Genomic DNA, 23708 nt, shown 5'->3' with positions numbered 1-23708 from the left:
CCGCTACGAACGCAAAGCCGAGCACTTCCTCGCCTTCACCAGCCTCGCCTGCACCCTCATCTGCTACCGCCGACTCGCCAAATGAGATGACTTGTAAGGCGATCCGTCCGCGGTCGGAGAATCCCGGAAGGATCCCATCGGTCTGGGCGATCACGACTCGTCCAGTCACTGTCCACAGGCTAGCCATGGGGGACTGGCCGCATGAGCGATCACCTCGGCCAGGTGGGCCCGGACCTAGGCGGTGGTCAGGCCCTTGGCAGCCAGCGAGATGACCATCCCGTCGACGCCGGTCAGGCACTTGTGCCACTTTTTGGCGACCCTGTGCGTGCGTGCCACGTACGAAGAACCGGGGTGCCCTTCTGCGGGAGTGTCGCGTACGAAGGGCCGGGATGCCCCTGGTGGATGAAGGATGCCCAGAGTGCCGGCCGGGTGAGACCCGGCAGTTCGGCTTCGTCTGCGGTGAGTACGTCCAGCACGCCGTCGGGCAGCCGACGCCCCGGATCCAGCATCCACAGCTGCGCCGCTCGCAGGGCACCGGCCGGATCGAAGCCCTCAACGGCCACGAAGTGGTGGAAGACCGCCATCATCAGCGCGGAGGCGCTGTCGGTCGTCGTCCAACGCGAGCCCACGACGTTCCGCGCGCCCCGCGCCACGAAGGCCGTCGCAAGGGTCAGCGCCTCGTCGTGGTCGCGGGTACTCAGATCCGTCTCGCACGCGCTCAGGACGACCAGCGGCCCGCCCGCCGGCCGAGCCATGTCCTCGGCCGGGCAGTCCAGCAGGCGCGTCACGGTCAGCATGCCCGCGTCCGGCAGGGCTCCGGGGCCGCCCAGCCCGGCGGGCCAGGACTCGGAGTCGCCGGGGAACGCCAGGCTGAGCGCCGAGACGGTCGGACGCGAACCCGCGGAACCGTGTGACGCCACATGCAGCAGCGAGAGCGGCCGCTCATGTCCGGCCGTCAGCAGCTCCAGCAGTTCGGCCGGCGTTCCGGGCGCCTCCGGGGGAGCGGGCGGCTCGTAGAAGTCGCCGAACAGCCTCGCCCGGGGATAGAAACCGGCGTGCAGCGCGCTGATCTCCCGTTCCGCGTGGGTCAGTGTCAGCCGGGGATCCGCCACCAGCACCGGCGCCGAGTCCACCGGGATGCTCTCGCGCCCCGCCGCGAGGAGGAACTGACGGCCCGAGGCGGCGTAGCTCACCACGATGTCCTGGCAGGCGTAGCGGTACCCGTCCGCGTCGCGCGCCCGCGCCGCGTGCCAGGGCACCACGCCCAGGTTCCCGCAGGGCACCAGGACGATCCGGGGCGCGGCGGCCGGATCGTCCGTACTTCCGCCGGCGCCCGAGCGCAGTCCGGCGGCCAGCTCGCAGACTTGTGCCATCACCCCGGACCAGGCCCAGTCGCAGAGCTTTCCGAGGGCCTCCTCCCAGGCGTGCTCGGCGGCTTCGTTCCGGTGCCGGGACCGGGCCGCGGCCGCGTCCAGGTATCCGGCCAGCGGTTCGCTCCCCTTGCCGGACAAGGCGGGCACCAGCGCGCTCACCGCCCCCGTCTCAGGTGCCAGGACGAGGGCCATCCCCGGATTCTCCGCATCGCCGGGCACCAGGTAGACCAGCATGTCGGTGTCGGTCGCGGCTGCCGCGCCGCACAGTTCCTCGATCGTCGGGATGTCGAACAACTGCCGGCGATCATCGTCGCTCCGGTAGCCGAGTGCTTCCAGGGCGCGGCGACGCAGACTGCTGGGGAGCTGTCCGTCGGGCTCACCTGACCGCGAGGCGGACGCCTCGGCCCAGGCGTCGGCCAGCTCTCGCCTCCCCCGCGCCCGCAGCAGCGCGGGTACCCCCGCAGAGGCCGAGGCGGCCTGGAGCACCAGCGCGCGGCTCCATTCCAGGGCCTCGACCGCCTCGGCCAGGCGACCGCACACCGCGGCCCAGCGGGCGACCAGGATCCCGCGTTCGCCGCCGCGCCTGGCCGTCATCAGGCCGTGCTCGGCGCCGGACTGCAGGAGGACGTCGGCGGCGACGGAGTGCAGGGAGTCCAACGCGGCGGTGATGGCTGCATCCAGGTCGGCCGGGTCATCGGTGTGGTCGGACCGGCAGGCGTACGCCTTGGCGAGGTGCCACAGGACGTTCCCCGCGAGCACGGTCTCCTCGCCCCGCCGGATGCGCTCGCGGATCCGCTCGAAGCCCGCGATGGCCTGGTCGAGATCGGCGCGATCCTTGGTGTGGTCGTACAGGGAGAGCAGGCCTACCGCTGTCGGGAACTCGCCCTCCTCGCTCGTGGTCGGGATGGCGAGGCCTGCGCGGATCAGCTCGGGGTCGTTCTCCTCCTGGCCGCGCTGGATCCGCACCAGGCGGGTCAGCTCCCGGGTCAGCTCCTTGAGGGACGGTGACAGGTTCTCCAGCCGCACGGCTTCCTCGAGACAGGCGAACTTGCGCCGTCGGTCCGTTGCGTCGCCGCGCAGGGCACCTCGTGCCTCGTAGGCCTGGGCCAAGGCCATCAGGATGTTGACGACGATGTCGTCGTCGCGCGGTGCACTGTCCCGAAGGCTCAGCAGTTCGTCGAGGACCGCGTCCACCTCGGCCAGGTCTTCGGCCTGCCGGGCGCGCTCCAGTCGGGACAGTGCGAGGACGGTCCGGGTCAGCACGGTGAGACTCAGTGGAGACCGGGCCTCGGCGAGGCGCTCCACCGCCGCTTCGAGGAGCTGGTGGCCGACTGCCGCGTCCTCAAGGCTCCCGCCGACCGCCTCCGCGCCGCCCACGACCGTGGACCGCAGCGCGTCCACCATGGCGTCCAGTTCGTGCCCGGCCGGGAGCCGGCCGGAGACGCCCGCCATGCGGCCGAGCGCCGCGTCGACCAGGTCGGGGTCACCGTTACGGAAGGCCGTCAGCGCTTCCTGCAGGGCCTGGGGAACGGCGTCCAGTGCGCGCTCCTCGGGAGAGAGCGGGGGGTGCGCCGGGTCCCGGTCGAGTTCCTCGTTCATCTTCCGGAGCGTCTCCGGGCTGATGAAGCCCGGGTGAAGGGCCTGGAGCGCGGACAGTACCCGGGCTCTGTTCCGTGACTGCGCCTCCGCCGCGCCCGCTTCGGACCGATCGGGTCGGTCGGACGGGAACCTCTCATCCGTGGAAGCCGGTCGCTCCCGAAGACGTTCCCTTGCCTTGTTCACCGTCGCGATCTGGTCGGCCCACGGGAAGTCGTCCGGGAGTACGCCGGCGAGGCGCTCACCCGTCACCCGGTCGGCGCCGCCCGGCCGCAGCATCTCCGTCAGCAGGCCGAGTGCGGGGACCGCTCGGTCGAGGGCCTGTCGCAGTTCCGGCGGCATCGGCAGAGCCTGGACGTCGGTGAAGAGCCGGGGCAGTTCCGCGACGTCGAAACCCCCACCGTCCTTGAGGTACCAGTCCATGAAGGCCGTGTGGTCGGGAAGCCCTCCCGCGCGCCCGCCCAGCTCCGGACTCGGAAACAGCGTCACCAGCAACCCGAACGCAGCGCACCGCCGCTCCCATTCGGGCGCCTTGGGCTCGGCTTCGCGGACCTGGCGCATGTACCGCAGCACCCGCGCGCGGTCCTCGGCCGCGCCCCCGTTCGGGCCGGCGTACCGCAGCGCGAGCAGCACGCCCAGCCGTGCGAGCACCGAATGGCGCACAGCCTCGCCGGAATCCAACAGCCGTTCCACTTCGGTCAGTTCACTGAGCATCCGGTCCTGGATCCCCGGTTCGGACATGGCTTCGAACCGGGCCGCTGCCGGAACCTCGGTGAACGGAATCAGCGGATCGGCCCGGGCCGCGGCGTCCCGAGCCCACATCCGCAGTGCCTGCGTCCCACCGCTGTCGTCACTCATCGCTCCCCCGATCGAGCCGTCTGTCCCGTCTCCTGGTCCTCGCATCATGCCCAGTCGATCGCCGCCGGTCGCGGATACGGGGCACCGGACGGAAAAGGACCTGGATTCAACCGCCCACCGACCGCGCCCCGGCCGGTGGGCGACGCTGCGCCGGCAGACGAGCACGACCACCGCGAGCCCGGACACGGCCTGCGCCCGGACCACTTCGAAGGCCGCACCTGGCGCGGCCGGCACCACCACTTCACCCTCGTCACGCCCGCCCTGGCCTTCCTCACCCTCCGGTTCGGCCACAAGCGCACGCGCCGGCCTGACCGGCTACCAGGTCCTCGATGCCCTGCAGGACTGCCCGGTCACGAACCTGCCGCCCCGCGCGGCCACCGGCAGCCAGCTCGCGGCTTGGATCACCGGCGCATCGAGAACCAGCCGCACCACGCCCGCGACCGCACCTTCCACGGGACGCCTCGCACATTCGCACCCGCCACCCGCCCCGCGTCACGGCCGGCCTGCGCAATCTCCCCGTTGGCGTCCACTGCCAGGACGGTCACACCGACATCGCCGCGCCCTCCGCAGCACTACCCGCGACCACCTGCGGCCCCCGACCGCCCTGGGAACGGTCGTTGCACCTCGGCCAACGACCGTCCGGTGTCACGACTGGACGAGCCGTCGCGGCAGCAGTTGCGTCGCGGGTCCCGGGAGGTCTGCAGTCAGAGGGGTATGTCAGAGTCTGCGCATGCTCGAGATCGTGGTGAAGACGGAGAACTGGGAGCGGCACGTCCATGTGTCCGCCGAGAAGCTGGCAGGGCTGGTCCGGCGGATCGGTGGTGACGGTGACCGGTTCCTGGTGGTCCAGCGGATACCCGACCTGCCCGACGTCTTCGCCCAGGTGTGGCACAAGGCCGGTGGTGACTACACGCTGGAGTACCGCGACGGTGCCGCTGACCGGCAGTTCCAGGCGATGGTCGACGGGCCCGAGGCCGTGATTGCGGCGATGACCGGCTGGGCACGCCAGGAGGCCGGATGGGACAGTGGTCTGGCTTGGTCGTTGCTGGACATGGGCCCCGCGCGCGAGGTGCCGCCGCTCGACCTAGGCGAGAACGAGCGCGAGGAGTTGGAGAAGCGCATCCGTGAGGTGCTGGTCGGCGGCTACGCCTCTCGCGCCGAACTGGCCGAACTCGCCGAGGAGTACCTGGTCACCAATGACCGCCGGCCCGTCTCGCCCGAGCAGGCACAGGCGTTGGCCGACCGACTGTGGCTGGAGCGGGTCGCGGAGCAGGCCGAGTGGCAGGGCGAGACGGACCCTGAGCGACTGACCCGCGCGTTCACCGCCCTGCAGGATGCTGGTATCACGGCCCGGGAGAACTTCACCTGTTGCCGTAACTGCGGCCAGTCCGAGATCGGCGGTGAAGGCGCCCCCGACGCCCGCGGCTTCGTCTACTTCCACACCCAGTGCACGGACTCTGCCGCGGCCGGCCACGGACTGACGCTCCTCTACGGCGGTTTCGATGGCTCGTCCGAGACCACCGCAGCCATCGGCCATGAGGTCGTGGCCGCACTCGAAGCAGTCGGTCTCCACGCCGAGTGGGACCACGACCCCGGCCGGGCCATCACCGTCACCCCCCTGGACTGGCGCCGCCGCCTGGTCGGCTAGGGACCGACAGTCAAAGATCAAACGCACATGAAGAGTGAGGCACACGTCACCGACTGATCCAGCGCACGGTATTCGGCCAACTTCGACGGCTTCGTGCCATTCGTCGGCAACCGCCCGCCACCACCATCAGGGCGCCGCTACACAAGAACGCCGGGGCGGCGCCAGCCGTCCTGCCAAGCGACGGCCGGTTGGTGAAGGAGGTCTGGCGGGTTGCTGACCATCAACATGGCGGTGCTGCTCGCGGTCATCGTGTTCTTCCGACTGCGGCGGCGCACCGAGGCCCGCAGCCGGAACGACGAGAGGATGACCGTCGTCATCGTCCTGGCGCTGGGCGTCCTCATCGCCCCGACACCGGCGGGCCAGGGCATCCTCAACGTCCTCGAGGAGCTCGCGAGCAGCGTCACGCAGGCCAGCCGGTGAGCCCCCGTACACGCAAAGGCCGGGCGACGGCGACCAGGCGTCCACCGGCCCGGCGGCGCTCCCGCAGGCCAGGCCGGCGGCGGCAGCGCGCCGACGACCGGCTGATCGGCCTCCTGGTGGCCGCCGTCTTCGCCGTCGCCCTGGTGGTGACCGTCGTCAACTGGCTGCTCGTCCACTGGTGGATCCTGGCCGTCGTCGGCGTGCTCGCGGTACTGGCCGGCGGCGGCTGGATCTACCACAGGCAGCAGCAGGCGCGATGGGACACGGTCCGCGCGCAGGGCCTGCGGTACGGACTTGCCCAGCTGGACGCCCTGCACCACACCCGGTTCGAGTACGCGGTACGCGACCTGATGCGCCGCGACGGCTGCCAGGACGCGGCCCGCGTCGGGGGCGGTGGCGACCTGGGTGCCGACGTGAAAGCCACCGACCCCTATGGCAGGCGTTGGGTGATCCAGTGCAAACACCGTCGCAACGGCCTCGCCGGCTCCGCCGTGGGCACACCGGACCTCCAGGTGCTCAACGGCACGGCCCGCCAGGTCCACGGCGCCGACGTCGCGGTCATCGTCACCAACGGACGCGTCACCGCACCCGCGTTCGACTTCGCCCGGCAGCAGCGCCTCCACGTGGTCGACCGCCACACCCTCGGCGTCTGGGCGACCGGCTCACGCCCCCTGTGGGAGCTGCTCCGCGCCGTCCCGCCACCCCGCAAGCCGACCGCCCGTTCCTGAAGCCGCCCCGCTGCCCCTTCGATCCCACCCTCAAGCCCACCGCACGCCGGCCGCGCTGCCAGCAGGAGCAGCCCGGCCGCGACCGCCGCTGACGCGGCCGCCGGGCGCTGCCGTGCAGGCCCGTTCGTCCCGGGCGCGACGCAGTCGCCGGTAGAGACCTCGCCCAGCGGCGCCTGGGGCCGGCCGCCCGGGTCGAGCGGAAACCGGCACGCTGGGTGGACCGGACGAGTGAGCCCGCGCGCCTTGGCCCCGAGACCCGCCGCCGGCAACCGACGACCCACGGTTCCCGATGTGCGCGCACCGGGCGACGGAACGCCACTGGCACACGCGTTGGGATGCTTCACCCGCGCCACGCTCCCGCGCGCAGATCGTCCGCGAACGGGTCCACCTCCCGTCTGATCACCGTCGGCGGCGCCGGCTCCCTGCGTGCCCCCGACGGCAAGCGGTTTGTGAATGACCTCAGCCGCGCGGCGGACAGCACTCCCGGCGACCGCACCGGCGTCTGCGGGACCGCCCTGGACGACCTCGTCACGGACGAGAACGGCGACAGCACCTCTCCGTCGAGGACTACGCCGTCGCCCTCCTCGAACCCGCAGGCTCGGCTGCCGGCTGCCGGCTGCCGCGGTGCGATCGCTGTTGGACCGAGGCGGCGCGTTCGGCGCGGTTCTTCATACCCGGAGGCGGCGGCCAAAGAGGAGCGTTGCCGCGTCGTTCCCGGTCCTGGACGAGCGTTCGCGATGGTGTGGGCGTGCCCGGTCAGGAGCGCCAGACCACGGCGTGGTGCGAGCCCGCCAGGTAGGTGGCCAGGGGCGTTCTGATCGACACGCCCGCCAGGGTCCCGCTGTTGTTCACCAGAGTGGCCGCGCTGTAGGGGTCCCCGGGTGCGGTGCCCAGCATGGTGGGCGTCCCGTCGGCGGCCCAGCGTACCGCCAGCCTGTTCTCCCGGGCGGGGTTGCCACTCCAGAGGTCGCCCGCGACGAGTCCCGCGTCGTTGATGTCGGCGGGGGAGCCGGCGGAGGCCGGGTACTCGGCGGGGACCGCCAGCACGGTGACGGCCCCGCCCGGATTCCAGCGTTCCGCCGTGCGGGCGCCGGTGTCCTGGTCGTAGTGCGTGACCGTCACGGAGCCCCGGGCGTTCAGGGCCGTGGCGGTGGCGTAGGGACCCAGGTCCCGCAGGACGCCGCCCGGATTCCAGCGCACGGCGTGGGACTGCATGTCGCCCGCGGGGTACGCCCTGCGGCTGTCGCCGATGACCACGCCCGCGTCGTTGATACCGGTGGCGTCACTGGCGTCGTGATCGGGCCAGCGCTTGCGGGCCGCGGCCCCGAGGTCGGCCGGTACCCCCGACGCGCTCCACTGCACGGCGTGCCGGGCGGTCAACCCGCCGTTCCAGGAGTACCCGACGACGATGCCGGCGCGGTTCAGGGCCACGGGCACGCTGTAGGCGTCGCCGGACAGCGGGGGCAGCTTCACGATGCCGCCGTCGGGCCCCCAGACGACGCCGAGACCCTCGTCGCTGCCACCCTCGCCGCTCCAGGAGACCCCGATGACCGCGTCCGCGTCGTTCAGGGCGACGGCCCGGCTGTGGGCGTCGCCGGGAAGGGGCGCCAAGGGCGTGACGACCCCGTCCGGGCTCCAGCGGACGGCGTGGCCGTGCCGGGCCGCGGAGGCGGTCGCCTCGGGCCACGAGTAACCCGCCGCGCTGCCGGACGCGTTGACGCCGACGGCTCTGCCGTACACGTCGCCTGGGGCGGGTGGCAGAGCGGTGATGCCGCCGTCCGCACCCCAGCGCACCGCGTGATCCCTGAAGGAGGCCCGGTAGACGCCGTCCGCGGGGCTGGAGTAGCCGACGATCACCCCCTCTTCGTTCAGCCCCGTCGGGTCGCTGTACCAGTCGCCCGGCAGGAACGGGAGCTGGGTGAGGGTGGGAACGTTCGTTGCGGCGGGGGCCGGGGAGGCGCCCGCCACGACACAGACGGCGGCCAGGGCGGCGGCGGTGAGGCCCGCGCGCAACCGCCCCGGACGCAGGTGAGTGCTCCGCCCCGGACGTACACGCGGGTCCGGTAACGCGGGTGACGAGGGGGTCCGGCTCGCAGTGTGCGCGGTCATGGCTTCTCCGTGAGGTGGACGGCCGCGGGCGACGGTACGGGGCAGAGCGTAGTGCCCGCCACCTTGGTATGGACATGCCGGAAACATGAACACCTTCGGGTACTCCAGCTACTCCAGCGCGACTTCGTGCTCTATCCCCTCGAGTGGTCGCCGAGCCGGCGCCGGCAGTGCCTGCCGCGGGCGGTGACTCGATGGTGCCTGCGCCAGCATGGCCAGCACGGCAGCCTGCGAGGGCACATGCTGGTGGGTTAGCACCATGCCGTCACGCTCGGCTCGGCCGCCGGCGCGCCCAGCTCGGTCACTTCGCCCCAGTCCTGGCCCGCACCGTCGTACTGCTGCCCGGCCCGGCCTCCGCCGTCCCGTGCGACGACGCGGTCGCGTGGGGGAGGTGCCGCTCGCGGCGGGGACCGCCGTCCCGTGCGGCGGTTCCGCCCGTCCAAGGGCCACCGTTCGGTCCGCCCCGCCCTGTTCAGCTCGGCCACCGCCGGGCCCGCCGCCCCGCGCCGACGGCCGCGCTGTGCCAGTCCCGCGCGGCGGCCGCGGTCGGCGCCTCGTCAGCTGGGTCGGCCGGTCTCCGGCCGTGGCTCGCCGGAAGCTCTCTTCTGGACACTCCCAGGGGGAGGAATTGCTGGTCGCCGTCCACCGGACGTCCGCCAGTCATCACCTGCCCTGGTCCGCCATGGCGCGGGACCCCCCCGCCTGCGCTCGTGCCGACCCCGCCTCTGTCGACCCACCGGGCCTCGTACTGGCCTGGTTCCGCGCGGTTCGCCGTCTCTGAGTGTGAGACCGCCGCCTCGTGCGGCCTCCGCCCGGCCGCCGGGACCGCGCGCATCCGGTCGCCGAGCCCGGCCGCGGCCGTGCGATGCCAACTGCACGCGTCCGCGTACTGTCTGACGCCGAGGTCACGATGTGACTGTTGGCCCGCCCGGCCGTGAACTGGTCCGACGAGTACGCCCTCACCACCGGCATCGACACAGCCGGCTGGTGAGCCGCCGCTGAGCACTCCCTCAGAAGGAGCTGCCCTGGTACGAGGAGCAGTTGGCCGCAGCGGCCGAGAGGGTCAACGAACGCAACGCCGCTGCGGGAGAGCCGAGACGGGGGCGCGGCCGGCCAGTCCCCGGACCCCGAGCGCCGCGCCGCCACGACGCGGTCCTCACCGAACTGCCCGCACTATTGCGCCTGTTCGACGACGCCGATACGTGCATCCCGACCCGGATCGCCTACCTCCCGCCGATTCCCTGAAGCGACCCACACCACGCTTCCGCTGCTCCTCGCCCGCACCGCGCGCGACACGGTACAGCGCAAACGGCCGCCGCCTGCCGTGCGCGGTCATGAACACGCACGCCGTATGCTGCGACCGTCCGGCGAGCCACCCACTGAAGGGAAACCGTCCCACCGTGTTCCGAGAGACCCCCGTCTACGACCGCCTTGTCGCCGAACGCGGCGACATCCCCGTTCAGGTCCGTGGTGAAGCCGACCGGATACGCCGCGACCTGGCACAGGTACTGCCCTGGGCGGCCACCTCCCATCCGAGCGCACCGCAGAACGTCTTCGAGCCCAAACACCTTCCCACCGCCCTGCCGGGACGGTGACAGCAGCGGCCGAAGACAGCACCCGGGTGGCTACGAGGAGACAGCCGGGCTCGTAACGTCGGCGAGGGGCATGCTTGATCGCCGTGCCCCGTCCGACTGAGTCTTCCGGTCATCGACTGCCCGCTCGGCCGATGTACCCGCGTTCCGCCACCCCGCCCAGTCAGTCCCCGTACCGCCCGGCGCCGTGCAGCGCGCCGACCACGAGTGCGCGTCGTCTGTCGGGCCGTGCCCTGGGCCCGCCCTCACGGTCCTCCTCGCCGCGCGCTCTGCAGTTCCGCGTGCCTCGTGTGCCTGAACGACCCCGTTCGCGGCGCGCCTGCGCGCTGTTACGGCGTTGCAGTCCGCTCGGCGCCGTTCCGGACACCCGGGGGAAGGCGCTCGCCGCCCGCACGCTGCGTCGCCGCGCGGCTGCCTAGCTCGGCCGCCGCGCCGCGCGCCCAACCTTCAGACGGCTCAGTACGCGTGGCGTCGTGTTCGATCCGGGAGAGGTCGCCGAGGATCGGCCCGGCTTGGTGGAGGTACTGCGCATCGCCGGTTTCGCCGGCCTTCGCGATCAGTGCCGCCGTGTGCGTCCACGGGCCGGCCGCCCCGGTGTACGGGGTGTGACCGGTGCGCAGGTGGCGGCTGTCGAGCACCTCGGTGCACTCGGCGAGGAAGTCGCGGTAGAGGTTGCGGAACAGGGCGCCTGCGGTGCCGGCGGCCGTACATGGCAACGATGTGGCCGCCGGAGTGGACCTCGGGTCCCGCGGCAGCAGCCGCTCCCCGTCAGCCCGAGACCTGCTTCCCGCGCCTGCTGGGATGGTCCCGCCCGTTCCCCGGCACGCCTGATACGGCCGCCGCTCCCCGCGCCTGCGGGACTGGTCCCTGGCCGGTGAATGTGCGGATGTGGTGCGGTCGGAGGAGTGCCGTCACTGTTCGGCGCTGTCCCGGGCGGACGTCGACGGCCATCTTCATGCTGCCTGTGGTCGGCTCTGCGCGGCCCTCCTGCGTCGTGCTGCGGAAAGCGGCATCAAGGAGACTGAAGCCCGGGAATGGGCCGAGCCGCTGATCTCCATCCTTTATGGTCCGGCCGGTGGTGGGGCCGTAGGCGATCGGGGGTAGGCTGCGGCGGTGCACACGCTCGAGCTCTTGTTGGACGAGGCGGCAGAGCTGGCGGTTCGGGAGGCGTGGCGGCGGTTGGCGCAGGCGGGGTTGCCGAGTCTGGCGCAGCACCGTTCACCGACCAACAGTCCGCACCTCACTTTGGCCGCGTGCCCGGAGCTGACCGCCCCGATCCGCTGGGAGCTTGCCGGGGTGGCCGCCGGCCTGCCGCTGTCGGTGCGCTTCATCGGTGTCATCCGTTTCGAGCGGCCCGTTTCGGGGCTGGACCTCGATGCGGCGTTGGCCGGTTTGCACCGTCGGGTGTGGGAGGCGGTGGCCTCGGACAGTCCGTCCGGGACCCTCAGCCCTTTTCATGAACCTGGGCGTTGGAGCCCGCACGTCACCCTCGGTCGATCCCGGCGGGCCGGTGCCTTCGCAGGCCGGCGGGTGTTCGAACTGCTGCCGGCGCCCCCGCTGTCCGTCCGGCTCGTCGCTCTGCGCAGCTATGACACCGAGACCGGCGCCCTGGAGATGCTGGAGCCTCGCCGCTGAACAGCTCATCGCTCCTCCGGGGGCTAATTCGAGCCCGACGATGACCGGAGCCGGACCGACGCCGGCCGGGACGGGCCCCACCCGGGCGGGGTTGCCGGAGGCTGGTGGTGCGTGGCCCGGCGTCGTATCCGACCGCAGACCGGGCGTGGCATCGGACCGCTTCTGCAATCCCGGAGGTTCTGGAGCACTGCCTCTTGTATCGTCCCGAGTATGAAGAACCGGAATCTTCGGATACTTGTGCTCAAGTTACTTGTAGTTTCCGTTTTCCTGCTTGATGTCGGTGGATTGCTTATCGGCTGGGATATGACGCATCCTGCCCCCCTGAAATTCGCCGAATTTGACTATGGATCGGGTGAACCCGCCGCGGTTGCTTCTGTGGTCGGCGTTATTAGCGCAATCGCGGGATTGATCACTGCTTTAGCAAGTTTGATCACGGCTCTAGTGGCGTGGCGTACGATTCGTGGCTCGGTCGGAGGGCGGTCTCCGACGGACAGTGATAGGCGCACCTCGCGGAGTGATGACTCCGAATGACCCCCCGGCCAGCCATGCTGCCTGTCCCCCCAGCTCCGGGCCCGGGGCGCGGGGTTGCCTTCGGCCCGCCAGACTAGTTAGCCGTGCCGCTGGAAAACGGTGGTATTTCGTGACCTGCGCGGCTGTCATGGGTCGTTATATTCCCGGCTGGCTTACTGTGATGAAGAGGGAGTATCACGGCTTGGAGGAGCGGTCTTCCTCCCCGGCCTGCTCACGACAGTCATTCCTGCGCCGGGGCTGGGTCGATTGTCGGTGGGCACTGCACGCACGGCCTGTCGAGCTGTGCTCCGTGGACTGGGCCTCCGGCGCGGCAAGGCGCCGGGTGTATAGCCGGCCGGTCAGGTCGTCGTTTCGGTAGCCAGAGGGTGTGCGTCGACTGCAAGTGGGTCGAAGGCTTTGTCGCCCTGCCCGGTCAGCTGTCGTTCGTACACCCCCGACGCCCTCGGCCACTGCCTTACCGCCGACCGCGTCGGAGAAACAGTGCGGTACGCCATCGGCTGAGCCGTCCCGTGCTTCGGGAGCCCGGCCGAGGATCTGACGGCAGTACGCCGGCCTCCGGCACGAGAGGCCGGAGGCCGGCGCTGCGTTGCTGCCTCCTCGTTGCCCGGCGTCCTCGTCTCCAGCCGGGGCTGGGGGATGGCCGGGTGCGGTGGCAATCCGGTCAGCGGACTTCCGTGAGCCTGCCCGTGGCCACGTCGAAGACGAAGCCGCGGACGCGGTCCTTGTGGAGGAGGAACGGGTCGGCCTTGATGCGTGCGATGGACTGCCGTACGTCCTCCTCCAGGTCGGGGAACGCCTCCGCCGCCCAGGGCGGACGGAGCCCGGTGTCCTTCTGGACCGCGTCCTTGAATGCGTCGTCGGTGAAGGTCAGCATGCCGCAGTCGGTGTGGTGGATGAGGATGATCTCCTCGGTGCCGAGAAGGCGTTGGCTGATGGCGAGCGAGCGAATCTCGTCCTGGGTCACCACCCCGCCGGCATTGCGGATGACGTGCGCCTCGCCGTCGTTCAGGCCGAGGATCGCGTAGACGTTCAGCCGAGCGTCCATGCAGGCCACAACGGCCAGTTGGCGGGAGGGCGGCAGCGGGAGCGGACCGGAGAAGGTCGCGGCGTAGCGGGCGTTGTTGGCGAGCAGTTCGTCGGTGACGGACATGACGGACCTCGGTTCTCTCGTACGGGGAAAAGCACGGACGGGGTGATGGCGTCGAGCGGGATCACGAGCCCCGGCGACAGAGACCGTCGAAGAGATACACACGACGCGAGGGCCAGAAGCCCGTCAGCGTCGCGACCAAGGTCGGCATCACACCAGTGAACTCCTCAACGCCGGGCCAGGCAAGAGAATGCGTGTTCGGCGCCGGGGCCGCGACGGCCGTCGGACCGTCGAAGGATCCGAGAGATCGACCCTGTGGCGGCGAACCTGTCCGTACGGCCACCCGGCCCGGCGGAGAACTGGTCGGTGACCTGCTCCGACGCCAGTGCGGCGGCCGGCGCGAGGGGTGACATGCCGCCCTCTGCGGCGATGTCCTGGCCGAGGCTGGACAAGCCTCCTGCGCGATGTGTGCCGTGCCCATGGAACTCAGCGCGGGGTGCAGGGCGTAGTCGATGGCGACGCTGGCGCCGGGCAGCGCCCTGGGTGGCAGGGCGCGCGCCTCCAGCGCAGTCACCTCGTGCCGCTGCCGCTGAAGCCGGTCGCCCAGGTGACGAGACAGCTGGGTGGTGCGGGCGGTGGGGGAGGGGGATTCCGGGCACGGACGGGACGGCAGCCATGGAAACCTTCCGGGGGGCGGGATTCAGACGTGCGAACGGGTCGGCGAGCACCGGGTAGCCGAAGGGCAGTGGTCGGCGCTCGACCTGGTCGGCCGGGAGGTGAAGCCGCCGTCCGTGTCCTGCTGGGTGAGCGGGTGGACCGTCGCCCGGCTTACGGACAGTGGGTCGCCGCGCCGTACCGGGAGGGGGACGGCCTGGGCGGTGGACAGCATGTCGCTGGGGAGCCGGCCCCCGATGGCCGTGAGGGCGATCTGCGGAAGCAGGCCGAGCGCGTCTCCGGCCACGGTGAGCACGCCGCCGTGCCGCCCCAGAGCGAGCGCCCGATGACGAACAGCGCGCTCGGGCCGGGGATCGCGACGATGGCGAACGCGGTCACGGTGAACGCCGGCACGTTGTGCAGCACGGCCACCGATGTAGCGGCCACGTCCACCCGCGCCCCCTCTCCGCCACCGCTGGGCCTGCTGCCCGAACCCAGCGATGGCACCGAACGGGAGGCAACCGTCAAACCCTGACCGGCCGTCCGCAGCCTCTCGGCGGGGGCGGCGGCCCGAGGTGCCCTACTTCCTCCTGCGGAGGACCTGTACGATCCCGAAGACGACGAAGCCGAGGATGGCGATCACGCCCGCCAGCCAGGTCGGGGCACCCCCGAATCCCTTGTAGGCCAGTACCGTCGCGCCCACCGACGCCTGCAACAACCCGAGCTCCTTCCCTCCCACCCTTCCCCTCCTCATGGCTCGTCCGGCCGGAATCATTCCCGTGTCGGGCAGGCAGGGCAGGAAAGGGTCACGTGTCCAGGCGAGCACCCGGGTGATGGTCCGCACGACGCCGTCGGCGTTCGCCACTCCCACTCGGCCACGTCGCCGCCGCAGGCTCGCACGTAGGCCGGCACGGGGCGGCGAGCCGTTCGCGAGAGCGACGGCGGAACCCGCGTCCAAAATCTCGTGCGACAGATGCCGGGCGCCCTCGTGGCCCGGTTCGGCCCAGTCGGCGGTCACGACCGGCGGCAGCAGACCGGGATATCGAGCCGTATGGCGCACCACCTCGTGACGGTTCCGCCCGTCGCGGTGGCAGAGGGTGGGGTGGCCCTGTCCGTTGTGCTCGGGCACAGGGTGAACGGCGCTGTGAGGACGTCCCGGGCGAATGGACCCAACAGGACGGCCCGCCGGTACCGGTATGGGCGGGTGAGGAGTTTCTGGCCATCGGCCTCCAGGAGGTCGAAGACCATCAGGTAGGCGGGCGTCTCGGTAGCGGCCTGCGCGGCGCCGCGGCCCCGGCGCAGCGCACGCTGTTGCAGCACGCGAAGTCGAGCCGCCCCTGCACGGGTGCGACCAGCTCGTTGTCCAGGACGACGTCGAGCCCGGTGGCCACCACCGCGAGGTCCGGGGACGCCGGCGTCAGGTCCGCACCCTGACCTGACTGGACCATCACCCTGGCGGGCCGGGCGAAGAACGGGGAGCGGAAACCGCGGGCCTCGGGTTCCATGATCATCCCTCCGGGCAGCGCCCCGCCCGGCGGCAGCACGCGCCGCGCCTCGGCAAGCCGCGCACGCGGCGGATGCGATGAACTGGGAGAACCTCGACTGGCCGGTGGCCCACGCCGCGGCGATCACCTGGCAGGCACTGAAGGCCGGCGAACCGCTGACCGTCCTGTCACTGGAACCCGGCCTGTACGCGGGCACCGGCGTCACCCCCGCTGAACCCGACCTGGTACTGCTGCACCCATTTCCCGGCACTGCCCGCAGTTCGCGGAAGGGAGTCCCGTCCGCCGGCCTTGCTCGGTGCATCGGTATCTGTTGAGGGAGTCGCATGGGTTTCCGGCCCATCGAGCGTGGCGCTCAGGCGTTCCAGCAGTTCGTTGTCGTGCCGGCCGGCCTGTTGCAGACGCCACCGACCGGTGGGGTTCGGGTTCGGTGGCCTGCAGTTGGCGGTGAGGGCGTTTCAGGTTTCGGGATGGGCCAGGCGGCCGAGCAGGGCTACCGCGTCGTCCAGGGGCACCGGTTGGAAGAAGCGCGCGTCGGCGCTCTCGACAGCGGCAATCGCGCGTGGGGCCAGGTCGGCGCCGGTGTCGGTGACGCGCAGTCTTTTGGCGCGGGTGTCGGCCGGGTCGACTTCACGCTCGATGAGTCCTTTGTGTTCCAGGGTGCGTAGTACCTGGGAGGTCATTTTGACGTCGGTGCCGGCTTGGCGGGCGAGGGCCAGCTGGTTGGGATGCTCGCCCTGGGTGTTGAGCCACCAGGTGCAGGAGAGCAGCACGAACTGCACGTGGGTGAGATCGAGCGGGGCCAGAGCTGAGGCGATGTCGCGCTGCCAGCGCAGGGTGGCGTGCCACAGCAGGAATCCAGGGCTGTCGCCGGGGTGGAGAGGCATCAGCGAAGCGCCAGCTCGGCCAGCGAGGCCATTGTCTCGGGCCAGTCGGCGGTGATGCCCGGGCCGATCTGCGGGCCGGCCTCGGCGGCGCCGGTGCCGGTGATCTCCATCCGGTACACCACGCGGATCCGGTCCTGGTCGATCCGGTCGATCCGGTGGACGGTGCGCAGCAGCAGGCCGTTGAAGCGCGCCTCGTCGACGAACAGTTCGTCTTCGACCGTCTCGGCGATGCGCAGCAGTACCGGGTCGTCCCCGGGCGGCGTCATCGTGATCTGCGTGCCCGTCGCGAACGGGCCATTCATCTCGATCTTCTCGATCTCGGCGTTCCAGGTGCCCCAGTTCTCAACGTCGGCCCAGAGCCGCCAGATCGCCTCGGGGGTGGCGCTGCTCTCGATGCTGTGCTCGTACTCCCACATGAGTGGTCTCCTCGACTGGATGATCTGTTCGAAGATTATCTATGCAGAGACTATTTGTCCAATGGTGCACGGGCCCATCCCGCGGCGCCGCGATCGCCCACCCGGACCCACTGCCCGCGCTCGCGCACTGAGGGGGCCTACCCCACGCATGCAGGATCCGCCTCATTGCCCGGGCGGTCCCCCCAGCCCTCCGGCACGGCACCCACTGCTGCGGCACTGCTGCGGCAACCGCCGAAGGATTTGGAGAGTTGACCACTTTAGCGTCGGCATTTCCCGTCCCGGACACGGTCGGTAATGCTCTGCATCTACTGCCGCATGGCGAGTACATCAGCCCGAGCCGCGGCACATAGCAGCACGGAAGTCGGCTGGCCGGCAGTGTTTCGGGAGAGTCTCGCGGCCCAACTGGCTCACGCACGCGGCGGTCCGCCGCTGCCGAGGAAAGGGTTCGACTATATGCCCGAGAACGCGACAGCGCCTTTCAGTGAACTGGCATCGAAGCACGCCACCAAGAACAATGAGCAGGGGCAGGGTCGCGTCAGCTCCGAAATCGATTCCTCTCAACGGAAGTTGGCCGGGCTGCAGCGGGACCACGCTGTGCTGGTGACCACGCGGGAGGCGCTCGGCGTCACGCTCCAGGGCCCGGCCCTGCGGCGCCCGCCACCGCAGCTGTGCCGGCCCCCGGAAGAACGCTGCTCGCTCCGGCGCATCGGGAGCCGCCGCTGCGAGGTCAACCGCCTCTCGGTCTGCCGCGTCCGGGCTGGGCCAAGCCAAGCAGGGTCGGCGGAAGAAGTCGGCCGGCACCAGCCCGGTAAAGGCAAACGCCGAATCGCAGGCGGAGGCACGGTCGAAGACCAAGGCGAAGACGGCCACGCAAGCGAAGTCCGAGACTGCGGCGGGAAAGAGGAAGGCCGAAAAGCAGCCCACCCTGGTGGACCTGGTGCGCGAACATCTCACCGGGACGAACGAACCGCGCTCGGCCGTGGAGATCGCCGCCGCCCTCGGCGAGACTCACCCACAGCGCGGCGTCAAGACGACCATCGTGCGCAACACCCTCGAGGATCTGGTTGCCAAGGGCCACGCGGAGCGCTCCAAGCAGGGCACGGCTATCCTCTACACGGCCGCAGGCAAGGCCCAGGAGAAGTCCTCTGGACAGGCTCCGGAGGTGTCTTCCGCGGTGACCGGACAGGAGTCCGAGGTCATCGCGGCCGCCACTCAGGCCCGGTGAATCGGTGTGGCCGGGTTGCCGCGCACGCGGCGCCCGGCCACACCGTCCGCTCCCGCCGCCTCCACGGCCCGGATGGCTCAAGCGGACCTCGCCCCGGCCCCGGGACGTGCCGTGCGGTTTGCGGCCGGCGTGTCAGGGTCCGGCGCTTCATCGGTACACATCGGCCTGGAGAGCGAAGACTTCGCTGTACGTGCCGCCGGCGGCCATGAGTTCCTCGTGGCTGCCGGCCTCGCGGATCCGGCCCCCGTCCAGGACCACGATGACGTCGGCGATCCGGACCGTGGAGAAGCGGTGCGAGATGAAGACGGTGACGGCGCCGAGTTCCCGGCGGCTGCGGCGGGCGTCGCTGCCGAACCGTTCGAAGAGGGCGTGCTCGGCGGCGGCGTCGAGCGCCGAAGCAGGTTCGTCCAGGATGTGGAGCAGCGGGCGCTCCCGCATGAGCGTGCGGGCCAGCCCGAGGGTCTGCCACTGGCCGCCGGACAGTTCCGCCCCGTCGCCGTAGCTGCGGCCCAGCAGTCCGTTCAGCCCGCCGGGGACACGGGCGAGAACCTTGTCCGCGTGGGCGCGTGCCAGCGCACCGCGGACCGCCTCGTCGTCGCCGATGGCGTCGACGGCGCCGATGCCCACGTTCTCCCGCAGCAGCAGCTCCAGCCGGGCGAAGTCCTGGAAGAGGGGGGCGACACGTGCCGTCCAGGCGCCTGGTTCCACATCCCGCAGGTCAGTGCCGTCGACCAGGATCCGGCCCTCGGTGGGCTGGTACATGCCACACAACAGTTTCACCAGGGTGCTCTTGCCCGCGCCGTTCTCGCCGACGAGCGCGACCGTGGAGCCGGCGGCCAGCGTGAGGTCGAGGCCGCGCAGGATGTACCGGTCGCTGCCGGGGTAGCGGAAGCCGACGTTCTCCAGCCGGATCTCCCCGCTCATCCGCTGCGGAACGGCGGCGGTGCCGTCCGCGTGCCGGTGACCCGCTGCCCTCTCCTTCAGTTCCGCCAGCCGTTCGAAAGTGCGCCCGCCGTCCTGCACCATGACGAACAGGCCGAGCGCGGTGGCCACTTGAGTGCTGACCTGCACGGCGAGGGTGATGAGGAGAACGAGGTCGCCGACGGTGGAGCGGCCCGCGAGGGCCTGGTCCACCACCAGGAGGATGGCGGCGCCGTACGCGAGGGCGAACAGCAGCTGGCCCGCGGCGCGCAGCAGCGCCGCGCGGGCGTGGGCGCGCATGAGGACGTCGGTGGCGGCGTCCCAGTCCTGCTCATGGCGGCGCAGCAGAGTACGTTCGGCGCGGTAGAGCCGCAGCTCCTTCACCGAGTTCGCCCAGGTGGCCAGGGTGAGCAGGTGGCGGCTGTGGCGGACGGGCGTTGCGGACGCCTCCTTCGCCCGGTCCACCAGGGCCTGGGCGCGGCGGCCGATGAGGATGGGCGGGACGGCCGCCACCGGCAGCAGAATCAGCCAGGGATTGAGCAGCGCGAGGATGACGGCTGTCACCGCGGACTGCACGGCAAGGCCTCCGAGTTGGAGTACGGCTTCGAGGAGTTGCCGGGTACGGTGCAGATCCTGGCGGACCAGGGCCAGGAGGTCGGCGAACCGCGGGCTGTCGAAGTGTTCGAGTCCTGGAGTGCCGTTGGCGACGCCTAGGGTCTCCTCCTGGAGCGCCGCCTCGCCCATCTCGCCCAGTTCGAAGTAGAGCAGGTGCGCGAAGTGACCCAGCATCAGCTCGAAGACGAGGGCCGTCGCCGTGGCGAGCGCGTAGCCGGCCACGGTGCCGGGGGTGCCGGAGAGGGCCGCGTCGGTAACGCCCTTGAGGAGCAGGGCGACGGCCGGGGTGGCGAGGTAGCCGAGCAGCAGTAGCGTCACCGCGCCGGCGAACTTCGCGCGGCTGGTGCGGAATGCCATCACGAGCAGGGGCCGTACGGCCGTCCACACGGTGTTCACTGCCCGGCCTCCTGGTGCTCGGTGGTCTGCGCGGTCTCGTCATGCCGGTATGTGGGGCCGGCCGCGGGCTCCGGGACCTCGGCGGCCCGTGGTCCCGGGGGAGCGCCGGACCCCAGGGCCAACGCGCGCCGGGCCCGTCCGTGGCGGACACAGCACGAGAGCCGGGAGCCCGCCCTCACCGCGCGTCCTCGACCGGCATCGGGCGTCGGGCCGCTGATCCCGTACCACCCCCGGAGCCGTCGAAGCGCTGGGCCTGGAGCCGGAACAGTTCGGCGTACCGCCCGCCTCCGGCGATCAGTTCCGCGTGGGTGCCGCGCTCGACGACCCGGCCGTGTTCGAGGACGACGATGTGGTCGGCGCGGCGGACCGTGGAGAAGCGGTGCGAGATGATGACGCTGGTCAGCCCCTCGGTCATCTTCAGGAAGCGGTCGAAGAACCGCACCTCGGCCCGCACGTCGAGCTGTGCCGTCGGCTCGTCCAGGACGAGGATCTCCGCGCCCGTTTCGGCGGCGAAGAACGCGCGGGCAAGGGCGACACGCTGCCACTGTCCGCCGGAGAGGTCCTGGCCGCCCTCGTACTGGCTGGACAGGACGGTACGAAGGCCCTCGGGGAGCGCGTCCACGACCTCTGCGGCGTCCGCGCGTTCGATCGCCCGGGTGAGCGCGGCGCGCGTGGCGGGAGTGTCCGGGGCGCCCATGCGGACGTTGTCCTCCAGGGACATCTCGTACCGGATGTAGTCCTGGAAGATCACGGCGAAGCGGCGCTGCCACGCCCGCGGGTCCAAGGCGGTCACGTTGTGGCCGTCGGCGGTCACCCTTCCGCTGCCGGGGTCGTGGAGCCGGGTGAGCAGCTTGACCAGAGTGGTTTTGCCCGCGCCGTTGAGTCCGACGATCGCGGTGGCCTTGCCCGCCTCGATCTCCAGATCAAGGTGGTCGAGCACGGCGGGCGCGTCCGGAGCGTAGGCGAAAGTCACGTCCTCGAAGCGGATTCCCCGTGTCAGCCGGCCCGGCCCGCCGGGCGCCGCTCGCGGGGAGGAGGCTCCCGTACGGGCGTCCGTCGCCGGGGCGGTGTCGGTAACGCGCTCCAGTTCCAGGAGCGCGTCGAAGGACTGCATGCCGTACTGGGTGGCGACGTCGCTCTCGGGGAAATAGACGCCGAAGCGCAGCGGGATGAGCACGGCCTGCACCGCGATGGCCAGCTCCAGCAGGGACAGCTCGCCGTCGCCGGCGGCCCGGCCCAACTCCAGCAGCGTCAGGGAACCGCCGATCAGGCCGACCACGGCCAGCCGGACGAACGGCGCGAACAGCAGCCGCCGGCGCCCGGCCCACAGCGGCTTCAGCAGGGCGTCGGTCTCCTCACGGTGGCGGGCGCGGTACCACTCGAAAAGCCCGAACATCCGCATCTCCTTGGCGATGCCCGCGCCCGAGCCGGTCCTGCGGATGTACATCAGCCGACGACGTTCGGTCGTCAGCCCGCCCCACAGGGCGGCGAACCGGCCCAGGGAGCCGCGCTGCCCGAAGCGGACGACGAGCGCGGTCACGGCGACCAGCAGCCCGGTCCAGGGGGAGAGGACCACGCCCACGAGCAGGCAGGCGCCGACGAGTTGGGTGTAGCGGGATACCAAAGCCAGCAGTCCGGCGGCGGCCTGGCCGGGGCCGGCCATGTGGCCCTCGAAGGGAGTGCGGGCGTCGTTGAGCAGGTCCAGGGTGCCCTGCCGCTCCAGCACGTCGACCGGTATGTCCGTGAGCGAGACACGCATCAGGCGCCGCACACAGTACCCGTCCACCCGGCGGGTGACGATCTCCCCGGTGAACACCCGGAACGGCGCGACGAGTTGCTGTGCGACGAAAGAGCCGACGGAAACGAGGAGCGCGAGGGCGACCGTGCCCCAGCCGCCGCCGTCCACGGCTCGCGGCAGCCGGTGGAGCAGGGCGCTCATCGCGACGACGAAGGCGAGCGGCAGCAGCCCCAGGAGGATGTTCACCAGCACGGATGCCACAAGGGGTCCGGTGCCGGCCTGCGGCAGCAACCGCAGGATGCCGAACCAGCGCTCCGCGCGTGCGCGCAGGGAGGTCGCGGGCGCGGTGAGGGTCGGAACGGTCATGTTTCCCCCAGCTTCGATGGGCTCGGCAGCGGGTGACGGCAAGCCCTGGGCGGGCGCACCGGAGACCCGGGCCGCCGCGCGCGTACGGGCCGAAGCGAAGACGGCCCGGGGGACCGGTGGCCTCTTGTTCCGGGGGCGAGGGAAACGCGTCCTTGCCGATGGAACAGCATCCTCACGAGCCCTGGAAAGACACGCCAAGGCGTTTTCGACGCGCATCACCATATCGTGTCCGACGGCACGACCACGATGTTCAACCGGTGTGAATTAGCGCTCCTGGACGCCTTTTTCGGGACGTTGTTATGTTCGGGCGCACCCGCCGCTTGACCGTCCGGGACACCTGTCCGAGGGCGGAGCGAGGAAACGATGAATCACCCTTTCGACGTTTACGCGACGGCCACGACCGCGCGCCCGGGCGAGGCGCACAGTGCCACCACGCTCGAAGAAGTGGCCAAGAACGCGGAGAAGTCCGGGTTCACCGGACTGCTGTCCTTCTACAACAACCGGGACCTCAACCCCTGGCAGATCGCCTCGGCCGTACTGGAACGCACCAGCCGGCTGGTGCCGCTGGTCGCCGTCCAGCCGTACGCGGCACCGCCGTTCACGGTCGCGCAGATGATCCGCTCCCTGACGGCGCTGTACGGCCGCCGGGTCGACCTGAACCTGATCACCGGTGCCTCCGCGGCGGAGCTGGCCCAGGCCGGCGATCCGCTGGGACACGACGAGCGGTACGAGCGGGCGGAGGAGTTCATCACCGTGGTTCGGGCACTGCTGCGCTCGGCCGGGCCGCTGCACCACGAGGGCAGGTACTACCAGTACGCGGGTCTGCCCTGCCCCGCGCCGATCGACCCGTCGCTGATGCCCCGCGTCTTCGTGGCCGGCTCGTCCGGGCAGGCACTGGCCGCGGCCCGCGCCGTGGCCGACGTCGCGGTCACCCACCCCGAGCCCGTCGACCGGTTCGCCCGGGACTACGCCGCAGGGCTCGCGGGCGGGCCCCGCCTCGCCGTCCGGGTCGAACTGATCGCCCGCCCGACCGCCGACGAGGCGTGGGCGGCGGCCCGCGAGCGGTACGTCACCAACCGGGCGGCGCACATGAGGACCGTGCTGCGCCGTGACTCCGAGTCCGACTGGAGTCGCAGACTGGCGCACCTGGCCACCGACGGGGACGTGTACGACGGCGTGTACTGGACCGGCGGCTACCGCAGCGGAAAGGGCTACGCACCCCAGTTGGTCGGGGACTACGCGTCCGTGGCCCGCTATCTGTCCCGCTATCTCGACGCGGGGGCGACCACGGTACTTCTCGGCAATATCTTGGAGGAACAGGAATTCGCGCACGCCGAGGCCACGTTCGCGGCTCTGCCCCGATGACACACCTGCGGGGTACCAGCGCGTCGGCGTTCAACAGCCCATTCCGAGC

The 23708-nt window shown here is 71.2% G+C and carries 21 protein-coding genes and 1 pseudogene; 11 read left to right on the top strand and 11 right to left on the bottom strand.

Going from position 1 to position 23708, the window contains the following annotated elements:
- Positions 1–290: 290 nt before the first annotated feature.
- The gene (locus ACZ63H_RS23230) at positions 291–3827 is read right to left on the bottom strand and encodes a CHAT domain-containing protein (protein WP_469867905.1); all 3537 of its coding nucleotides are present in this window, start codon (positions 3825–3827) and stop codon (positions 291–293) included.
- 133 nt (positions 3828–3960) lie between these two features.
- Here ACZ63H_RS23230 and ACZ63H_RS23225 point away from each other — a divergent pair.
- From ACZ63H_RS23225 to ACZ63H_RS23210, 4 genes and pseudogenes are all read left to right on the top strand, one after another.
- A pseudogene (locus ACZ63H_RS23225) lies at positions 3961–4138 on the top strand (IS701 family transposase); the annotation flags it as partial.
- A 419-nt stretch (positions 4139–4557) separates the two neighbouring features.
- On the top strand, positions 4558–5475 hold the full coding sequence (locus ACZ63H_RS23220) for a DUF6891 domain-containing protein (protein ID WP_469867903.1): 918 nt from the start codon (positions 4558–4560) through the stop codon (positions 5473–5475).
- A gap of 210 nt (positions 5476–5685) precedes the next feature.
- On the top strand, positions 5686–5895 hold the full coding sequence (locus ACZ63H_RS23215) for a hypothetical protein (protein WP_469867901.1): 210 nt from the start codon (positions 5686–5688) through the stop codon (positions 5893–5895).
- Positions 5892–6623: a restriction endonuclease gene (locus ACZ63H_RS23210; RefSeq protein WP_469867899.1), complete on the top strand. Its 732-nt coding sequence runs from the start codon at positions 5892–5894 to the stop codon at positions 6621–6623. Before ACZ63H_RS23215 ends, ACZ63H_RS23210 begins: the two co-directional genes overlap by 4 nt.
- A gap of 756 nt (positions 6624–7379) precedes the next feature.
- On the opposite strand, the gene ACZ63H_RS23205 is transcribed toward ACZ63H_RS23210, so the two are convergent.
- Positions 7380–8636 (bottom strand): hypothetical protein, encoded by a 1257-nt coding sequence (locus ACZ63H_RS23205; protein WP_469867897.1) that lies wholly within the window; start codon positions 8634–8636, stop codon positions 7380–7382.
- 1493 nt (positions 8637–10129) lie between these two features.
- On the opposite strand from ACZ63H_RS23205, the gene ACZ63H_RS23200 reads away from it, so the two are divergent.
- Positions 10130–10324 carry a hypothetical protein gene (locus ACZ63H_RS23200; protein ID WP_469867895.1) on the top strand — a complete coding sequence of 65 codons (195 nt, stop codon included), beginning with the start codon at positions 10130–10132 and terminating at the stop codon, positions 10322–10324.
- 326 nt (positions 10325–10650) lie between these two features.
- Here ACZ63H_RS23200 and ACZ63H_RS23195 read toward each other — a convergent pair whose 3' ends face one another.
- The gene (locus tag ACZ63H_RS23195) at positions 10651–11037 is read right to left on the bottom strand and encodes a DUF4872 domain-containing protein (protein ID WP_469867893.1); all 387 of its coding nucleotides are present in this window, start codon (positions 11035–11037) and stop codon (positions 10651–10653) included.
- Between the two features lie 397 nt (positions 11038–11434).
- On the opposite strand from ACZ63H_RS23195, the gene ACZ63H_RS23190 reads away from it, so the two are divergent.
- The gene (locus ACZ63H_RS23190; protein WP_469867891.1) at positions 11435–11956 is read left to right on the top strand and encodes a 2'-5' RNA ligase family protein; all 522 of its coding nucleotides are present in this window, start codon (positions 11435–11437) and stop codon (positions 11954–11956) included.
- A gap of 210 nt (positions 11957–12166) precedes the next feature.
- Positions 12167–12487, top strand: a complete 321-nt coding sequence (locus ACZ63H_RS23185; RefSeq protein WP_469867889.1) for a hypothetical protein — start codon at positions 12167–12169, stop codon at positions 12485–12487.
- Between the two features lie 661 nt (positions 12488–13148).
- On the opposite strand, the gene ACZ63H_RS23180 is transcribed toward ACZ63H_RS23185, so the two are convergent.
- A complete protein-coding gene (locus ACZ63H_RS23180; protein WP_358268768.1) occupies positions 13149–13637 on the bottom strand; it encodes a beta-class carbonic anhydrase in 489 nt (162 codons plus the stop codon).
- A gap of 637 nt (positions 13638–14274) precedes the next feature.
- Positions 14275–14535: a hypothetical protein gene (locus ACZ63H_RS23175; RefSeq protein ID WP_469867887.1), complete on the bottom strand. Its 261-nt coding sequence runs from the start codon at positions 14533–14535 to the stop codon at positions 14275–14277.
- Between the two features lie 39 nt (positions 14536–14574).
- On the opposite strand from ACZ63H_RS23175, the gene ACZ63H_RS23170 reads away from it, so the two are divergent.
- Positions 14575–14763 (top strand): hypothetical protein, encoded by a 189-nt coding sequence (locus tag ACZ63H_RS23170; protein WP_469867885.1) that lies wholly within the window; start codon positions 14575–14577, stop codon positions 14761–14763.
- 45 nt (positions 14764–14808) lie between these two features.
- Here the strand turns inward: ACZ63H_RS23170 and ACZ63H_RS23165 are convergent, their stop codons facing one another.
- Both ACZ63H_RS23165 and ACZ63H_RS23160 read right to left on the bottom strand, forming a co-directional pair.
- The gene (locus ACZ63H_RS23165; RefSeq protein ID WP_469867883.1) at positions 14809–14967 is read right to left on the bottom strand and encodes a hypothetical protein; all 159 of its coding nucleotides are present in this window, start codon (positions 14965–14967) and stop codon (positions 14809–14811) included.
- Between the two features lie 508 nt (positions 14968–15475).
- Entirely contained in the window at positions 15476–15733 is a 258-nt protein-coding gene (locus ACZ63H_RS23160; protein ID WP_469867881.1) for a hypothetical protein, read from the bottom strand.
- 77 nt (positions 15734–15810) lie between these two features.
- Here ACZ63H_RS23160 and ACZ63H_RS23155 point away from each other — a divergent pair, with 77 nt between their 5' ends.
- Positions 15811–16047 (top strand): PIN domain-containing protein, encoded by a 237-nt coding sequence (locus ACZ63H_RS23155; RefSeq protein WP_469867879.1) that lies wholly within the window; start codon positions 15811–15813, stop codon positions 16045–16047.
- A 141-nt stretch (positions 16048–16188) separates the two neighbouring features.
- Here ACZ63H_RS23155 and ACZ63H_RS23150 read toward each other — a convergent pair whose 3' ends face one another.
- Both ACZ63H_RS23150 and ACZ63H_RS23145 read right to left on the bottom strand, forming a co-directional pair.
- Positions 16189–16617: a MarR family winged helix-turn-helix transcriptional regulator gene (locus ACZ63H_RS23150; protein WP_469867877.1), complete on the bottom strand. Its 429-nt coding sequence runs from the start codon at positions 16615–16617 to the stop codon at positions 16189–16191.
- Positions 16617–17033, bottom strand: a complete 417-nt coding sequence (locus ACZ63H_RS23145) for an SRPBCC family protein (RefSeq protein WP_469867875.1) — start codon at positions 17031–17033, stop codon at positions 16617–16619. The genes ACZ63H_RS23150 and ACZ63H_RS23145 overlap by 1 nt, the downstream gene beginning before the upstream one ends.
- Positions 17034–17961: 928 nt before the next feature.
- On the opposite strand from ACZ63H_RS23145, the gene ACZ63H_RS23140 reads away from it, so the two are divergent.
- Entirely contained in the window at positions 17962–18258 is a 297-nt protein-coding gene (locus ACZ63H_RS23140; protein ID WP_469867873.1) for a BlaI/MecI/CopY family transcriptional regulator, read from the top strand.
- A 147-nt stretch (positions 18259–18405) separates the two neighbouring features.
- Here the strand turns inward: ACZ63H_RS23140 and ACZ63H_RS23135 are convergent, their stop codons facing one another.
- Both ACZ63H_RS23135 and ACZ63H_RS23130 read right to left on the bottom strand, forming a co-directional pair.
- Complete coding sequence (locus ACZ63H_RS23135) at positions 18406–20190, bottom strand: ABC transporter ATP-binding protein (RefSeq protein WP_469867871.1); 1785 nt, start codon at positions 20188–20190, stop codon at positions 18406–18408.
- Positions 20191–20365: 175 nt separating this feature from the next.
- Positions 20366–22294, bottom strand: coding sequence for an ABC transporter ATP-binding protein (locus ACZ63H_RS23130; RefSeq protein ID WP_469867869.1), 1929 nt, complete (start codon positions 22292–22294; stop codon positions 20366–20368).
- Positions 22295–22657: 363 nt separating this feature from the next.
- Here ACZ63H_RS23130 and ACZ63H_RS23125 point away from each other — a divergent pair, with 363 nt between their 5' ends.
- Positions 22658–23659 carry an LLM class flavin-dependent oxidoreductase gene (locus ACZ63H_RS23125; RefSeq protein WP_469867867.1) on the top strand — a complete coding sequence of 334 codons (1002 nt, stop codon included), beginning with the start codon at positions 22658–22660 and terminating at the stop codon, positions 23657–23659.
- The last annotated feature ends 49 nt before the right edge of the window (positions 23660–23708 follow it).

It is taken from the genome of Streptomyces sp. NPDC104831 (genome assembly GCF_055583025.1).
Note: the sequence above shows the minus strand (reverse complement) of the source record. Positions and strands in the feature narration are given on the sequence as shown.

Coding starts and splice junctions, on each gene's coding strand:
- ACZ63H_RS23180 (WP_358268768.1), bottom strand. CDS start 13,637: ATGTCCGTCACCGACGAACTGCTCGCCAACAACGCCCGCTACGCCGCG.
- ACZ63H_RS23230 (WP_469867905.1), bottom strand. CDS start 3,827: ATGAGTGACGACAGCGGTGGGACGCAGGCACTGCGGATGTGGGCTCGG.
- ACZ63H_RS23160 (WP_469867881.1), bottom strand. CDS start 15,733: ATGGAACCCGAGGCCCGCGGTTTCCGCTCCCCGTTCTTCGCCCGGCCC.
- ACZ63H_RS23185 (WP_469867889.1), top strand. CDS start 12,167: ATGAAGAACCGGAATCTTCGGATACTTGTGCTCAAGTTACTTGTAGTT.
- ACZ63H_RS23130 (WP_469867869.1), bottom strand. CDS start 22,294: ATGACCGTTCCGACCCTCACCGCGCCCGCGACCTCCCTGCGCGCACGC.
- ACZ63H_RS23220 (WP_469867903.1), top strand. CDS start 4,558: ATGCTCGAGATCGTGGTGAAGACGGAGAACTGGGAGCGGCACGTCCAT.
- ACZ63H_RS23145 (WP_469867875.1), bottom strand. CDS start 17,033: ATGTGGGAGTACGAGCACAGCATCGAGAGCAGCGCCACCCCCGAGGCG.
- ACZ63H_RS23170 (WP_469867885.1), top strand. CDS start 14,575: ATGACGAACAGCGCGCTCGGGCCGGGGATCGCGACGATGGCGAACGCG.
- ACZ63H_RS23125 (WP_469867867.1), top strand. CDS start 22,658: ATGAATCACCCTTTCGACGTTTACGCGACGGCCACGACCGCGCGCCCG.
- ACZ63H_RS23150 (WP_469867877.1), bottom strand. CDS start 16,617: ATGCCTCTCCACCCCGGCGACAGCCCTGGATTCCTGCTGTGGCACGCC.
- ACZ63H_RS23155 (WP_469867879.1), top strand. CDS start 15,811: ATGAACTGGGAGAACCTCGACTGGCCGGTGGCCCACGCCGCGGCGATC.